The organism is Chitinophagaceae bacterium C216 (assembly GCA_028485475.2).
GTDB lineage: Bacteria > Bacteroidota > Bacteroidia > Chitinophagales > Chitinophagaceae > Niabella > Niabella composti.
Genome location: CP144143.1, coordinates 2,331,692 through 2,349,118, shown reverse-complemented (window position 1 = coordinate 2,349,118; position 17,427 = coordinate 2,331,692). Strand labels below are relative to the sequence as shown.

At 39.9% G+C, this 17,427-nt stretch carries 8 protein-coding genes; all 8 read left to right on the top strand.

Going from position 1 to position 17,427, the window contains the following annotated elements; genetic code table 11:
• Window positions 1-10: 10 nt before the first annotated feature.
• The 8 genes from PIECOFPK_RS10005 (at window position 11) to PIECOFPK_RS09970 (ending at window position 17,411) form a co-directional block, all read left to right on the top strand.
• Window positions 11-2,725: a family 78 glycoside hydrolase catalytic domain gene (locus PIECOFPK_RS10005; RefSeq protein ID WP_409965772.1), complete on the top strand. Its 2,715-nt coding sequence runs from the start codon at window positions 11-13 to the stop codon at window positions 2,723-2,725.
• A complete protein-coding gene (locus PIECOFPK_RS10000) occupies window positions 2,722-3,810 on the top strand; it encodes a glycosylase (protein ID WP_409965771.1) in 1,089 nt (362 codons plus the stop codon). Before PIECOFPK_RS10005 ends, PIECOFPK_RS10000 begins: the two co-directional genes overlap by 4 nt.
• A 41-nt stretch (window positions 3,811-3,851) precedes the next feature.
• Window positions 3,852-6,251 carry a glycoside hydrolase family 2 TIM barrel-domain containing protein gene (locus tag PIECOFPK_RS09995; protein WP_409965770.1) on the top strand — a complete coding sequence of 800 codons (2,400 nt, stop codon included), beginning with the start codon at window positions 3,852-3,854 and terminating at the stop codon, window positions 6,249-6,251.
• 167 nt (window positions 6,252-6,418) lie between these two features.
• On the top strand, window positions 6,419-7,069 hold the full coding sequence (locus PIECOFPK_RS09990) for a DUF3826 domain-containing protein (protein ID WP_409965769.1): 651 nt from the start codon (window positions 6,419-6,421) through the stop codon (window positions 7,067-7,069).
• A gap of 26 nt (window positions 7,070-7,095) precedes the next feature.
• Window positions 7,096-10,428: a SusC/RagA family TonB-linked outer membrane protein gene (locus tag PIECOFPK_RS09985; protein WP_409965768.1), complete on the top strand. Its 3,333-nt coding sequence runs from the start codon at window positions 7,096-7,098 to the stop codon at window positions 10,426-10,428.
• Window positions 10,429-10,464: 36 nt separating this feature from the next.
• Window positions 10,465-12,441 carry a RagB/SusD family nutrient uptake outer membrane protein gene (locus PIECOFPK_RS09980; protein WP_409965767.1) on the top strand — a complete coding sequence of 659 codons (1,977 nt, stop codon included), beginning with the start codon at window positions 10,465-10,467 and terminating at the stop codon, window positions 12,439-12,441.
• Window positions 12,442-12,515: 74 nt separating this feature from the next.
• Entirely contained in the window at window positions 12,516-14,159 is a 1,644-nt protein-coding gene (locus PIECOFPK_RS09975; RefSeq protein ID WP_330975344.1) for a polysaccharide lyase, read from the top strand.
• A gap of 90 nt (window positions 14,160-14,249) precedes the next feature.
• Complete coding sequence (locus PIECOFPK_RS09970) at window positions 14,250-17,411, top strand: DUF6298 domain-containing protein (protein ID WP_409965766.1); 3,162 nt, start codon at window positions 14,250-14,252, stop codon at window positions 17,409-17,411.
• The last annotated feature ends 16 nt before the right edge of the window (window positions 17,412-17,427 follow it).

Sequence of the window (17,427 nt, the reverse complement as noted above, 5' to 3'; positions counted from 1 at the left end):
TTATATCTCAATGAGAAGGTGGTTCGCATTATTTATTATTGGCATTAGTATAGCTACAGAATTAGGGGCACAGCCCATAGAGGCTGTCAATTTGCGCTGCAACTATCGCATAAATCCTTTGGGTATAGACGAATCTCAGCCCATATTAACATGGGAAATAAAGTCTGAAAGTAAAAATGTTTTGCAATCGGCCTATCGCATTATTGTAAGCGACGACCCTTCATTAATCGCTAAAGGTGTGGGTAATATTTGGGATTCTAAGAAAGTATCTACTAATCCGCAGGGTCAGGTTTATTATGAGGGAAGTCCTTTGCAGTCTGCAAAAAAGTATTACTGGCGTGTCATGATATGGGACAAGAATGGACGCTCCTCTTCATACAGCAAAACTGCTTATTGGCAAATGGGATTATTGGATAAAAACGATTGGGATAATGCTCACTGGATTGCCTACGATATACTGCCCGATAGCAACATTTTTCTGCCTCTAGTGCATGGTAACGGAAAAAAAGAATGGGGTAAGAGGCCTAATGTACTACCCTTGTTTCGAAAAACGATTACAATTAAAAAGACTGTAAAATCCGCTACAGCATTTATTTGTGGATTAGGGCAGTTTGAAATGTATGTCAATGGAAATAAAACAGGCGACCATTTCTTGGATCCGGGATGGACACAGTATTCGAAGCATGCACAGTACGTAACATTTGATGTTACAAATCAAATAAGAAAGGGTGAGAATGCCATAGGTGTTTGGCTGGGAAATGGGTTTTACTATATACCGGGAGAGCGTTATAGAAAAATGACTGGGGCATATGGTTATCCCAAATTGATTGCAAAGTTTTTCATTGAGTATGCAGATGGATCCAGTGAAGCTATTGTTACTGACAGTACTTGGAAAACTAGTGCTTCACCCATATATTTTTCCAGCATTTATGGAGGAGAGGATTATGATGCTAATCTAGAACAGCCGAAATGGAATGAAGCCAATTTTAAGGATACTTCATGGAAGAATGCTGTAGAAACAGATGGGCCTTCTATGCTTCATGCCCAGCTATCGGAACCCTTGAAAGTATTCGAACAATTTACTCCTGTTTCGAGAAGACAATTGAAACAACATGTATGGGTCTTTGATTTAGGACAAAATTTTTCGGGTATACCATCTATTACAGTATCCGGGAGAAAAGGTGATACCGTGAGGATAATTCCTGCCGAACTCTTGAATGATGATGGTTCTGTTAATCAAAAGGGCAGTGGTGGACTACATGTATATACTTATGTGTTGAAGGGAGATGGACAAGAACAATGGCAACCTCGTTTTACTTATTACGGATTTCGCTATTTACAGGTCGAGAACGCTGTCCCTGATGGCATTACATTGAAAGAAGGTGCGCCGCTAATTAAAGATATAAGAGGAATGCATATTCGAAATGCGGCCCCACTAATAAGCCACTTTAGTTGTTCTAATGAGTTGTTTAATAAAACACACGCATTAATTCTATGGGCCATCAAAAGCAATATGGTAAGTGTGTATACAGATTGCCCTCATCGTGAAAAGCTAGGATGGTTAGAACAAACGCATTTAATGGGTAGTTCTGTTCAGTATAATTTTGATATTGCTGCGTTGAATAGGAAAGTTATTCGGGATATGATGTACGCACAATATCCCGACGGTAAAATTCCAGAAATAGCACCAGAGTATACGCGATTCACTCCACCATTTGATGAGTCGCCCGAGTGGGGTAGCGCAGCAGTGATTTTACCTTGGTATCATTACTTATGGTTTGGTGATAAAAAAACATTGGCAGAAGCCTATGACATGATGAAAAAATATGTGGCTTATCTGCAAAACAAATCATCTGATCATATATTATCACATGGTTTAGGAGACTGGTTCGATATAGGACCCAATCGACCGGGAGTTGCTCAATTAACACCACAGGGAATTACGGCTACGGCAATCTATTATTACGATATCACGATCCTCGAAAAAACTGCTACATTGCTTGGTAAAGTTGCGGATGCTACCCGATATAGAAACTTGGCTGCAGAAGTAAAAGTAGCATTCAATAAAAAGTTCTTTAATCAAACAACAAAACAATACGCGACCGGTAGTCAGACTGCTAATGCTATGGCCCTGTATATGGGATTAGTAGAGGAACGTTATCAGCAAGATGTTTTACATAATCTGATTACTGATATTGAGCAGCGAGGTTTTGCATTGACTGCTGGAGATATTGGTTATCGATATGTTTTGAGAGTGTTGGAAAAGTATGGTCGCAATGATGTTATTTATAGAATGAATAATCGTAGTGACGTACCGGGGTATGGCTATCAGATAACACATGGCGCCACAGCGTTAACGGAATCTTGGCAAGCATATCCCTTCGTATCTAACAATCATTTCATGCTGGGACATTTAATGGAGTGGTTGTATTCCGGACTTTGTGGTATCCGGCAGGTGGAAGGTTCTGTTGCATTTCGGACTATTGAAATCCGACCTCAGCCTGTGGGTGATATTAAGGAAGCAAAAGCCCATTATAGATCCATTCAGGGCATAATTGCAGTAGCGTGGAAAAAAGATAAAGAACGTTTTAGTCTAGAAGTATCAATCCCGTCAAATACTACTGCAACCATCTTTTTCCCTGAAGAATATAAAAAGAAACCTGTAAAAGTAGGATCGGGGGAATATAAGTTTATTGTTTCGGCTAAAAAGCGTTTACGTGGATGAAATACCAGTTGATACTATACCTGCTACTACAATGTGTTGTAGGGACTCTAAGAGCACAGTCTGTACCCAAAGAGGTGATGCAGAAGATTTACGAGGAGGTAAAAACTCCATACAAATACGGTCTTGTAGTATTGCCCCCTCAAAAGGGGAAAAAGGTAGATTGTCCTACAATTTACCGCTTCGGCAAAACATGGTATATGAGTTATATCGTATTTGATGGGAAAGGGTATGAAACATGGTTGGCCTCTAGTAAAGATTTATTGCACTGGAAAACTTTAGGTGTTCAGCTGGCGTTTACCCAGAATGGATGGGATGCCGTTCAAAAAGCCGGATATAATGCATTGGTGAATACGAAATGGGGAGGTAACTATAAATTGCAAAAATATAGTAAGCGCTACTGGATGTCTTATTTTGGAGGTGCTTCAGAGGGATATGAGCCGGAACCACTTTCAATAGGAGTGGCATCTACTACTCTAAAACCTGCAAAGCCTGTTACATGGGAGCTTTCTGAAAGGCCAGTATTGTCATCATCGGACAATGATGTAAGATGGTGGGAGAATCGTAATAAATTATTTAAGAGTTATGTTATAAAGGATAAAAAGAAACACACCGGCTATCCATTTGTAATGTATTATAATGCAGTGGGGGACTCATTGCCTAATAACAAAGCAACGCGTTGGTATGAGCGAATAGGCATGGCTGTTTCTAGTGATATGATAACATGGAAGCGCTATTTGAAGGATCCTATAGTACATCATTCCAGAGGTATAACTGGTGATCCGCAAATTCAGAAGATAGACGATGTGTGGGTTATGTTTTACTTTGGTGCTTTTTGGAAGGGTAGAGAACGGGATGCTTTTAATCGTTTTGCCTGTTCTTATGATCTTATTCATTGGACCGACTGGGACGGAGAGGATTTAATAAACTCGTCTGAGCATTATGATAAAAAATTTGCACATAAATCTTTTGTGTTGAAACATAAAGGTGTGGTTTACCATTTTTATTGTGCTGTGGATGAAGATGATAATAGAGGTATTGCTGTTGCAACCTCTGTAGATAAAGGAAAAAGTGGCTTGCATTTTTAAAGTTTAGATTATTTGTATATAAAACCTATTATAGATTAGAAATGAATAAGATTATATTGATATTGATTTTTATTTTCATAATGCTACAAGGAAAAGGGCAAGCTCCTAGGCAGGTTATCAATTTTAACAAAGACTGGAAGTTCATTTTACATGATAGTGCGATATATAAACTCCCATCGTATAATGATAACAATTGGAGAAAACTAGCACTTCCCCATGATTGGAGTATTGAGGGGAGTTTTGATGTTATTCACCCTGCGGGCAATGCTGGAGGGGCTTTACCGGGTGGCATTGCATGGTATCGTAAAAGCTTTAGCTTACCTATAGAAAAGGAAAACACTAAAGTGTATGTAGAGTTTGATGGGATTTATATGAATAGTGAGGTATGGATCAATGGTCATTATTTGGGCAAATGGCCTTATGGCTATACAGCGTTCTATTATGAATTGACCCCCTATCTGCTACCTGGAAATAATGTTATCGCTGTGCGCGTAGATAACTCAGAACAGCCTAATTCACGATGGTATAGTGGTTCCGGCATCTATAGAGATGTACACTTAGTAATTACTAATAAGGTAGCTTTTGCTAAATGGGGTATCTTCCTACATAATTCTGAAAGAAAGAATAATGAAGTGCAGCTTTTTGCGGAAGCAGCAGTTCAAAATGCCAAACTTTCAAATAATATTTTCGCTAAATGGGAAGTGTATGATAGTGCCAACAAATTAGTGGCAACAATCTTTCCGGAGGCTAGAGGCAAAAACGATAGTACGTTTTTGTTTAGAGGCAAGCTTCAAAATCCGCAATTATGGTCACCTCAGCATCCCTATTTGTATAAAGCTGTTTTTAAGTTATATCAGGGGAAAAAGTTATTAGACCAATGGGAAAGCAGGTTTGGTATACGTTATTTTCATTTTGACGCTAATAAAGGATTTTACCTGAATGGTAACCAGACAAAGATTTTGGGCGTATGTATGCACCATGACCTGGGTGCTTTAGGTGCAGCTTTTAATGAGTCGGCAGCAAGAAGGCAGTTACGTATTCTGAAAGAGATGGGAGTAAATGCGATTCGTATTTCGCACAATCCTCCGGCGGCGAAATATCTGGATTTATGTGATGAAATGGGATTTCTAGTTATGGATGAGGCTTTTGATATGTGGGCAAAAAAGAAAAACAAATATGATTATTTCAGATTTTTTAATGAATGGCATCAGCGGGATTTAGAACACATGGTGAAGCGCGATAGAAATCATCCTAGTGTATTCATGTGGAGTATCGGTAATGAAATTAGAGAACAGTTCGATTCCACAGGGATTACATTAACCAAGAAACTGGTAGATATTGTTAAGGCATTAGATACAACAAGACCAGTAACTTGTGCTTTAAGCGAAAATAGGCCGGATAAAAATATGATATATCAGTCAAAAGCTTTGGATGTGTTAGGTTTCAATTATCATATTGAATCTTATGAAGATTTTCCTAAAAATTATCCCGGTGAAAAATTTATTGCTTCCGAAGTTGTTTCGGGTTTGGCCAGTCGAGGTCATTATGATATGCCTTCAGATTCATTAAGATTTTGGCCACCGAGCTCGGAGTTTAAGTATATTGAAAATGGCAATCCTGATTATACGGTGTCTGCTTACGACAATGTGACTGCATATTGGGGATCCAGCCATGAGCAAACATGGCGCATCATCAAAAAGCATGATTATTTATCAGGATTATTCGTATGGAGTGGATTTGATTTTTTGGGAGAACCCGTGCCATATCCTTATCCTGCACGAAGCTCTTATTATGGAATTGTGGATTTAGCAGGTTTCCCTAAGGACGTATACTATATGTATCAGAGCGAATGGACTAGTCAACCCGTGTTACATGTTTATCCCCACTGGAATTGGGAGCTCGGGCAATTGGTTGATGTAAAAGCGTATTATAATCAAGCGGAAACTGTTGAGTTGTTTTTAAATGGAAAATCATTAGGACGCAAATCCAAATCCGATTCAGTGTTTCATGTGATGTGGAGAGTTCCATTCGAGCCAGGAGAATTAAAAGCTGTATCCTACGATCATGAAGGAAAGAAAGTGTTGGAAAAAACTATCCGGACAGCAGGAACACCCTATAAGCTCGAAGCTACAATTGAGAATTCTATAATTGATAGTAAAAATAACGAGCTATCTTTTATCACGATTCGCGTATTAGATAAAGAGGGCAACTTAGTTCCCGATGCAGCGCATTTAATTAGCGTGAAGGTCGAAGGAGCAGCGAAAGTAGAGGCTATGGATAATGGGAATCCTTCAGATTTAAATTCCATGAGAGATGCAGTGCATCACGCTTATAAAGGTATGGCATTGGCGATTATCAAAGGATTGCGTCCTGGGGTGGCTAATATTAAAATTACTTCTGCTGGACTTATCCCTGCTTTTGCGACTATTCGGATAAAGTAGCATATAAAATATCATATTGATAAAACAAATTATTATAGAATTTTCGCAAACGTTTGCGCTGAATAGTAAAATTTTCCATTTTCATAGTTAAACCTTGCATTGCTTAAGGTATACAAGCGGTCTAATTTTATGCTTTATTATGTAACGATTGCGGTATGCCATTCAAAATGAAAAAAGTTTTAGCGATTCACATTTGGTGTTTTATAGTAACGATTGCTAATGCACAGTCAGTTACGAGTGATGAATATTGGAGTATAGCGAATGAACGTGCAGGTAAAATTGCGGCCGCTCTTAATATAACCGACTCCACTAAATTTTATAAAGTAAAAGAACTAATTGCAAAGGAGTATGTTGCTATTAAAGAAATTGATGAGAGAAAAGTTAATGCCCTAACTGCTATCAAAACTAATATTGCAGATAAAAATGAAGCTGAAATAGAAAAAACACGCATTACCACACTGTTTGAACAGGAGCGTGCTTTAATTAATAAACAGTTTGTTGCAGCACTTTCCACAGAAGTTAGTCCGGAGCAGATAGAACAAATAAAAAATGGGATGACTTATAACGTATTACCCATTACCTATAAGGGATATCTAGAAATGATTCCTAGGCTCACGGAAGAAGAACGCGAATATATTTATGCGGCTTTAGTAGAGGCTCGAGATCATGCTATGGCCGCAGGTTCTAGCAAAGAAAAACATGAGTGGTTTGGAAAGTATAAAGGTAGGATTAATAATTTTCTGTCTGCAAGAGGGTATGATATGAATAAAGAAAGTAAAGACTGGCAGGAAAGAGTAAAACAGCAAAATTTAAACTAGCATAAATATTAAAACGATAAGACCATATGTATTTTAAGCGCCTCTTAAAAATTGCTTGTTTCTTTGTGCTTTTCGCTTGTGTATATGTAAATACAGAAGCACAGACCAGAACTGTTACAGGAATGGTTGTAGATGATTCTACAAATGCTCCTATTCCTGGCGTTACTATTAAGGTAAAAAATGGACCCCAAAGTGCAGTTTCCAACTCTAAAGGAGAGTTTACAATGAATCTTCCTATTGGAGGTGCAGTGCTGCAGTATTCACACGTAGGATATCAGTTCGGTGAAACTCGAGTTGATAATTTGGATCAGCCTATTCGATTGCGAATGACTAGTTTGAAAAGCAACATGGATGAAGTAGTTGTTATCGGTTATGGCTCGCAACGCAGAAGTGATCTTACAGGTGCTGTGGCTACTGTAGACATGGATAAAATTGTAGATCTGCCTGTAAGCAGTATTGCAGAAGCTTTGAAAGGCCAAATACCGGGGTTGAGTGTAACTGGTGGTAGTCAAAGACCTGGAGAAAATGCTACACTCAGCATCCGTCAAGTCTTTGGTTTTAGTAAAGATGGAAGCAGTCAGCTGCCGTTGGTGATTATTGATGATGTCATTCAGATAGATCCCAACACCGGGCTTCCCACGTTAAATCAGTTTAATACTTTGGACCCTAACGAAGTGGAAAGCATTACCGTATTAAAGGATGCTGCTGCAGCCATTTATGGCTCTCGTGCTTCGCAAGGTGCTATTATTGTTAAAACCAAGAAAGGTCAAATTGGTGCACCTAAAATTGCTTATTCTGGGAAATTTGAGTTTAATGATGCTGTAAGTTTTGGAAAGACAATGTCTGCTTATGAGCATGGAATTTTTTCAAACAGATTTTTCCGCGCCTCCGGTGGCTCGAACAGTTCATTTTTCGATGAAAGAGAACTAGAGGCCATGAAGTCGCTAAACTACGACTGGTTGCGTGAGGCATGGAAACCTGGTGGTGCCATGCAACACTCCTTAAATGTGAGTGGGGGCGCTGAACGTGCAACATATTTTGCAAGTGCAGCATATTACACGCAAAAGCCCAATCTGGGTACTCAGGATTATAATAAATGGTCTTTCCGTGCGGGAACTGACGTTAAAGTGGCAAATAACTTAAAACTTTCTGCTACACTTGCTGCCAACAACTCACAAGTAGAGAAATCATTTACTAAGATTTCAATCAATGAAGGCTCTTATACTTCAGGGTCGGAACAGACGGACTATGCGGTGTTATTGCATATGCCCAAGTACATTCCGTGGGAGTATACTGTGAATGGAGTTAGAGAATATGTTTCACCTGCATTAGGGCCACATAGAGTGCAAACCAACCCTTCGGGACAAAATAATATTTCAGGATGGAACTATTTTGCACTGCTTAATAGTGGATCTTATACTGCTGATGATAATCAGGCTTACAGTACCGTATTTTCATTACAATATGATGTTCCTTTTATTAAAGGATTGTCTTTGAAAGCCACTTATGGTATTAATTATTTTACCAATAATAATGAACAGGCAATGTTGGGAATCCGTCTGGCAGCGGCAACCAACACGAATGCCATGGGATACCATTTATATTCCGATTCTACAACTTGGAATGTGGCAATGAATAATAATAGATCTACTGTTCGTTTTGCAGATGAAATAGGAAAAGTACAACAGTCCAATTTCTTTATCAATTATGACAGAAGATTTGGTAAGCACAATGTTTCTGCAATGGCTTCGGTGGAGAAAGGCATTCAAAACTGGCAAAAGAAATTTATAATTTATGAACAACCTGTTCCGGGCGGATTTAATGGTTCTTCACCTTCTGCAGGAACATTGAACCCTTCGAACACATACGTGTATAAGTCTGAAGGTGGTACGCTTGCTTATTTGGGAAGAGTGAACTATGACTATGATGGTAAATATCTGATGCAGTTTGTATTCAGATCCGATGCTTCTACCAAGTTTGCTCCAGCGAACTATTGGGGTTTCTTCCCAGGGGTATCTGCCGGTTGGGTAGTGTCGAAAGAAAAATGGTTTGAAGAAAATGTACCCTGGGTAAACTTTTTGAAAATTCGCGGTTCTATAGGTAAAACGGGTAAGGATAATGTAAAGGCATGGAGATGGATGCAGACATATACTTATGCAGCTGATAAAGGTATGGGCTTTGGAAAAAATGGTGGGGGTACGTTAGTGGCAGCTTTAACTCCTAATGCCGAGCCCAACCCCAATATGACTTGGGATGAAACCATTAAGAAAAACATTGGTGTTGATGTATCTGTATTGAATAGTCGTTTAACCATTACTTATGACAGATACTGGGATCACAACTACGATATGCTGATGACATTAGCTAATCAAGTAGGAGTTCCTATCTCGGTTGGTGGTGGTTTTGCCGAGCAAAACTTCGGTGCGGTGAAATCTTGGGGTTCTGAAATCAGTGCTACATGGAAAGATAGAGTAGGAGAGTTTGAATATTCGATCGGCTTGAACTTTGGTACCGGTGATAATAAAATCACCAAATGGCTTCCTGTAGCCTTTAACTATCCTTCTCAATACGGCAATAGAGAAGGTTATTCAACTATACGTCCTACATACGGATTCCTGACCTGGAAAGGAAATGAAGGAGGCGACGGTTTGCTGCGTACCGATGCAGATATTGACGCTTATTGGCAGTATCTCACAGATTTAGCAAATGCCGCCGGAACTACACCTTCCTATCTGGGTATTACGGATAAGTCTTTAATTAAAAAAGGTATGTTGGCTTATCAGGATATTGCAGGGCCTTTGGATGCCGCTACAGAAACTATTGCAGGACCTAACGGAAGAATTGAAAAAGATGGGCAGGACTTCGTTCCACTGGGAAGCAGAAGATCTTATGGACTAGTTACCAATATCGGACTGTCATGGAAGTCTATTTCATTAACTACTCAAATTGCTACCTCATGGGGTGGCTATAGAAGAATCGATTATATCAAACAAGGTACCGGCTCTACAAATATTATTTGGTCTCATGCTTCATACTTGAATGATATGTTTGACCCAGTGGATAACCCTAATGGTAAATGGCCCAATCTGGCTTATTATGATCAGAATGGCGCTCCTTCAGATTTCTGGCAAATTTCAACCTTCAGAAGTTTTATGCGTAGTTTGGTTATAGGCTATACGGTTCCTAAATCAATTGCATCAAAAGTAAGGATGAGCTCATTGAGATTTAATCTAGCAGGATTTAACCTTTGGGACTTTTACAATCCTTATCCTGACAAGTATCGCAATATGTATGATGATCCTAAAGTGCCTTATCCTACATTGCGTACATGGTCATTGGGAATTAACGCCACTTTTTAATAACAATATTTGATAATTTTTACATTACTATATAGTATGAAAAAGATAAAACTTTTTACCACCGTATGCATTGCAGCTATTACCGCAGTAGGTTGTAAGCAGGATTTTTTGGAGGATATGAGGAGTTTTGATACCTATGATGAAAGAATATTTGAAAACGAAGTGCAGACAGGATGGTATATCAACAAGCTGTACTATGATTATTTTTCAGGTTACAAATCTCCCATACTTACAGTCGTGGGGTTATATAATGATACCAGAAGTAGGTCGACTGAAGAAATAGGAGGTACGGTAACGGATTATATTCATCCACAGAAAACATTAGTAGAAGCTAATCAGGCAGACGGGTATTATGGTTCCGCACTGGGCGCAAATGCTACCAATGTTCCTTATACACGTATTCGTACAGCAAACTTTTTATTACAAAAAATTGAGGAGCGCGGGCAAAATCTCTCAGCTGACTTTAAGGCAAAAGCTAAAGGACAAATGTATTTCCTGAGGGGCTTGCAGTACTTTGATTTGTTACGCATCTACGGAGGTGTGCCTATTGTTACTACTGTGCAAACAGCATCGGCTGATGATCCTTCCATAAAATTGCCACGTGCTAAACCAGCGGAAGTGGTAGCACAAATCATTGCGGATTTTGATTCAGCAGCTGCCTTATTGCCTGCAAGATGGCCCGATAGTGATTACGGACGTTTTACTTCTGCTGCAGCACTTGCAATGAAAAGTAGAGTATTGCTCACTTTTGCGAGCCCTTTATTTAATCCAGATTGGGATAATCCCGGTAATGAACGCTGGCAAAAGGCGTTAGATGCAGGTTTGGCTGCAGAGGCTGCATTAACTTCTGCTGGCTATGGGCTGTATGGCTCTAATGCAAAGGAATGGTCGGAAATGTGGTATAAAAATGATAATGCTTTCAACAAGGAAGCCATTATCGTTCGTTTACTAAGCAGTTCTACCGCTTCTTCGGGAGTGGAGAATAACGGTTGGGAACGCTCTATTCGCGTATCCAAGCAAACCGGAGCAGGCGGTATTTCTGCACCGAAAGAAATGCTGGATCTCTTTCCGTTGGCAAATGGCGCTCGCCCTACTGCTGCAAATGGTTATGATTCTACTTATTTCTTTTTAAATAGAGATCCACGTTTTTATAGAACCTTCGCGTTCTCTGGCATGAAATGGGGAACTAAAGAATCGCCTAATGACGTTGTGTGGTTGTATAGATGGGCTTATAGCGGTAATCGTACAGCCTATAGCGACGGAAATCAGGTAAGTAGTCCGGCAGTAGTACGCAAAATGTCAAATCCCGAGGGGGCAAGTACCGCAGCGGGTCTCGCTTACTCCGGTACTGATATATTTGAATATCGCTACGCAGAGCTTTTACTGAATATTGCAGAATGTTATGCAGCAAAGGGTGATATTAATAATGCGATTGTCTATTTAGGAAAAATTAGACAGCGGGTAGGAATTCCGGCGGCTAATAATTATGGTATAGGTACGCTTACCACAAAATATCAGGCTATCGAGGCTGTATTGTATGAACGCAGAGTGGAGCTGGCTTACGAAGGTAAAAGGTTTTGGGATGCACAACGCTGGATGTTGTACAATGATGACCCCGCTGCTGGAAACAACACCTGCCAGAAGCTGGGTATTAATCCCATAAATGGTTCTGCAAGAACAGGAAGATTATGGCAGTACAAAACAGTAGCACCCGATGCCGGAGATCCATTATTGGCTGCACGTACCGGAATTTTTGTTGATCCGGATGCTCCTGATTTTGCAACCCAGCTGAACAATTTGAAAGACTTTGTTGACAATTATATTAAAATTGAGGGAACCGATCAACCAATGGATAGAGATGCCTCTAACAATCCTCTCTATATTAATTTTAGACAGAACTATTATATTTCCGGATTAAATGCTAATGCTTTATCGGTAAATCCGTGGTTAGAGCAAACTATTGGTTGGAATGATTATAATGGTGCGCCGGGAACTTTTAATTATCGACAATAACAGTTCTTTATGTCCATATAGAATAAGCCAACGCTGAGAATGCTTGATAAAGTGTAAACTGAATTTTAAAAATTATGATGCGTTATTTTATTGTATTAGGTATTGCAAGTTTAGGTTTGAGTAATGTAAGCAAAGCTCAGTATCCGGCTGTTTCTAAAGAAGATCAGGAGAAAGCAGATCGGCTTATGGAAGAGGCCAGGCGTCATTCCGATTCCATGTGGGCCATTGCTTATCCCATTGTAAAAAAAGAAGCTACAGAGGGGCGTCCTTATGTTCCCTGGGCTTCAAGAGTGGATGATTTGCCAAAGGCGTCAATACCCGCTTTCCCGGGTGCTGAAGGTGGAGGTAAATATACCATGGGAGGCCGCGGAGGCAAAGTGTTAGTGGTGACCAACCTCAATGACGACGGGCCGGGAAGCTTTCGTTGGGCGTGTGAACAGGGAGGTGCGCGTATTGTAGTGTTTAATGTTTCTGGAATTATTCGATTGAAGACACCGGTAATTATACGTGCTCCTTATATATCTATTTTCGGACAGTCAGCTCCTGGTGATGGAGTATGTATTGCAGGCGAATCGGTGTGGATTAATACACATGATGTCATTATCCGTTATATGCGTTTTCGGAGAGGTGAAACATGGGTAGGTCGCAGGGATGATGCTATTGGTGGCAATCCTGTGGGGAATATTATGATTGATCATGTGTCTGCCACATGGGGCTTGGATGAAAATATGAGTATATACCGGCACATGTACAATGATAGTACCGGAAAACAGGAAGAAAAATTAGGTACTGTAAATGTGACTATCCAGAATTCCATTTTTGCTGAGGCATTAGATACTTGGAATCATTCTTTTGGTTCTACGTTGGGCGGAGAAAACTGTAGTTTTATGCGTAATCTTTGGGCTAATAATACGGGACGTAATCCTTCTATTGGCTGGAACGGTGTTTTTAATTTCGTGAATAATGTTATCTACAACTGGGTACACCGTTCTATTGATGGGGGAGATTATCGGGCACAATATAATATTATAAATAACTACTTTAAGCCTGGACCTGCTACACCTAAAAACTCTCCGGTAGGTCATCGTATACTAAAACCAGAAAGTGGGCGTAGCAAGTTGCCCTACAAAGTGTATGGTAGAGCGTATGTAGATGGTAACATAATGGAAGGATATCCGCATATAACAGCTGATAACTGGGCAGGAGGTGTGCAGGTCGAAAATCTGGATGGCGTAGGAGAGCATGAAGCTTATATGCGACAAAAGAGTCCACTCATTATGCCTGAACTTACAATAGTGAGTGCTAAAGATGCAATGGATTTTGTACTCAATAATGTTGGGGCTACTTTACCTAAACGTGATCCAGTCGATGCACGCATAGTAAAGGAAGTTAGAGAGGGTAAGGCAACAGCACTCCCTAATGTGAAGTTGCCAGAGACACAGTTTAAGCATCGCCGTTTGCCTATCGATTCCTACAAGATAGGGATTATTACAGATCCTTCTCAAGTGGGTGGATATCCTGAATATAAGGGAACTCCGTATAAGGACTCAGACAACGATGGGATGCCCGATGCGTATGAGAAAAAGATGGGGCTTAACCCGAATGATCCTAGCGATGCCTCTCAATATTCAAAATCTGGTTCCGGATATACTAACATCGAAGAGTATTTGAATAGCCTTGTGGATATCAATACTGTAGTTCCTTTAAAGAAGATGTAACTCATGAGTGAGGTCGTATCGACCTCACTTTCTTTCATTATATTAGCTCTTATCATTAATCACAGATTTATTGATTGCGTGAGTTGTTTAATGGCCTATATTACAAATCTGATTAACGCATATATTCTCAGACAGAATAACAATAAGTTCTACTATTATTATCTGCCTGCAATTATTCTATTACTGATTGTTAATAGCCTGCCCGCTCAAAGTCCTAAACCTCTTTTGCCTGTTGAAATTGTTGAAGGAAAATTAGTTTATAACCCCGATCCAACTACAGGAGACAGAGTACCTGATTATTCTTATTGTGGATATAAAGCTTCCGAACAGGAAATTCCGATGGTTCCAGTAAAGGTGCTGGTACCTTTGGTACAAGGAGATGCTACAGCAACCATTCAGGCTGCTATTGATAAAGTGGCTAGTCTTCCTCTAGATCAGAATGGTTTTCGAGGAGCAGTGCTGTTATCCAATGGTGTATATGAAGTGATGGGACAGTTACATATTCATCAATCTGGAATTGTCCTCAGAGGCCAGGGGCAAACTAGTCTTTTGGGAAAAGGAATTGACAGAGATGGGTTAATTAGAGTGTTTGGCAAAGAGGATATTAGTATCCAAAATCAAACGACGATAATAGATGAGTATGTTCCAGTGGGCGCTACTTCTTTTTTGGTGAATAACGCTTCGGATTTTAAAGTAGGTGATCAGGTATTTATTAAGCGGCCTTCGGTAAAGGAGTGGATTGATGAATTGGGTACCGAGAGTTTTGGAGGAGGCATTTCTACCTTAGGTTGGAAACCCGGAGATGTAGATATTCGTTTCGATCGGAAAATTGTGGCACTTGAGGAAAATAAAGTTACAATTGATGTTCCTCTCACTACTTCACTGGATAAAAAATATGGCGGTGGATTACTAACAAAATATGCATGGCCCGGACGAATCCAGAATATTGGTATAGAAAATTTATTGCTGCTATCAGATTTCGATAAAGCGAATCCGAAAGATGAGAATCATCGATGGATGGCGATAACTCTAGATAATGTTGAAGATGCATGGGTAAGGCAGGTTACATTTAAGCATTTTGCAGGATCTGCGGTGTATATTAATGAAACCGTGCGAAGAGTGACGATTGAGGATTGTATTGCTATAGAGCCAATATCAGAAATTGGTGGACAACGACGCAATACTTTTTTTACACGCGGGCAGCAAACATTATTTCAACGATGTTACTCAGCCAACGGTTATCATGATTTTAGTGTAGGCTATACTGCTGCTGGGCCAAACGCTTTTGTGCAATGTGTTGCTGAAAGGCCATATAGTTTTAGCGGTACAATTGGTAGATGGGCATCTGGTGTTTTATTTGATATTGTTGAAATTGATGGCAATGCAATACGATTTGGTAATAGAGGTCAAGATGGACATGGGGCCGGATGGAGTGCTGCCAATTGTTTTTTATGGAATTGCAGTGCATCATTGATTGAATGCGATCGTCCACCTACGGCTCAAAACTGGTCATATGGATCATGGAGCGAATTCGCAGGAAAGGGTTTTTGGACCGAATCTAATAATCATTTAAAACCTAGAAGTTTTTTTTATGCTCAGTTGGCACAGCGTCTTAATAAAGATGTGAGTAGACAGGCTGCAATATTACACATTAGTACAGAGGCATCCACTAGTCCAACCGTAGAGGCGGCTTCACAGCTCACAGAGGCGGCTTCACAACCGAGGGTGCGACTACTAGACTGGATTGCAACGGCCTCCCAACGCAATCCTATTAACACTGAGCATAAAAATGCTATTATCATATCGCCTCAAAGAAAAACAGAAAATAATAGCATTGCGGGAGCTGGCGTTATTGTCAAAAATGGTTGGTTGGTAAGCCAAAAATCTGGGAATATTTTAACGGGCAAAGTTCAGAATATCCCTTGGTGGTCTGGCGGTATTGAAGGGAAAGCATTAGAACAGGCTCGTAGAAAACCTGCTATTACACGCTTTGTGCCAGGAAGGGTAGGACCTGGACTTACAGATGATTTAAATGCAGTGATTGACTCGATGAAAGCGAACAATGTGGTGGCCTTGAATCAGCATTATGGACTTTGGTATGATAGAAGACGAGATGATCACGAACGTATCAGACGGATGAATGGAGATGTATGGCCACCTTTTTATGAGTTGCCTTTTGCAAGGAGTGGTAGAGATACAGCCTGGGATGGATTGAGTAAATACGACTTGACAAAATATAATGAATGGTATTGGGCTCGTATGCAGCAGTTTGCTTCCTTAGCCGAAAAAAATGATTTGTTACTGATACATCATCATTACTTTCAACACAATATTATAGAAGCTGGAGCTCACTATGCCGACTTTCCTTGGCGTACTGCTAATAACATTAATAATACGGGCTTTGTAGAACCAGTAAATTATGCTGGTGATAAGCGTATTTTTTATGCTGAACAATTTTATGACACAACACACTATGTACGTCGACAGCTGCATCAACAATACATATGGAAGTGTCTTGATAATTTCCGCAACAATAAGGCGGTAATACAACTGCTGAGTGAAGAATATACAGGCCCCCTACATTTTACTCAGTTTTGGCTAAATGTCATTGCAGCTTGGGAAAAAAGAAATCAACAAAAACAAATTATTGGATTAAGTGCCACCAAAGATGTTCAAGACGCAATATTGAATGATTTAAAATATCGTTCTTTAATTGATGTCATTGATATCAAATACTGGCACTATCAGCCAGATGGTTCTTTGTATGCTCCAGAAGGAGGTAAAAGCCTAGCACCCCGTCAATGGGCGAGATTATTAAAGCCTAAAGCAGCAAATTTTGATCAGGCTTATCGAGCCGTTCGGGAGTATAAAGACAAATTCCCTGATAAAGTAGTGACGTTTTCGGCTGATGGGTATGATAAATTAGGATGGGCAGTGTTTATGGCCGGAGGTTCTTTACCCGCATTACCACGCGAGACGGACAAGAATTTCTTAAAAGCAGCTGTTGATATGAAGCCTACCGATGCTTATGGAAAATATGCTTTGGCAGGTGAAAACGACATAATTCTTTATATAGAGTCTGCAAAAGAACTTGCCCTAGATTTATCTGCCTTTAAAGGAAGCTTCTCGTTAAGATTTGTAGATGTACATACAGGTAAGGTGATATCGGCCCCTAAACAGATAACTGCAGGTAGAACTCATCCTGTCATTATACCTAAAAAACCTTTGATCGTGTGGTTGTCAAAGAAATAATAGGAAGCCCTTATTT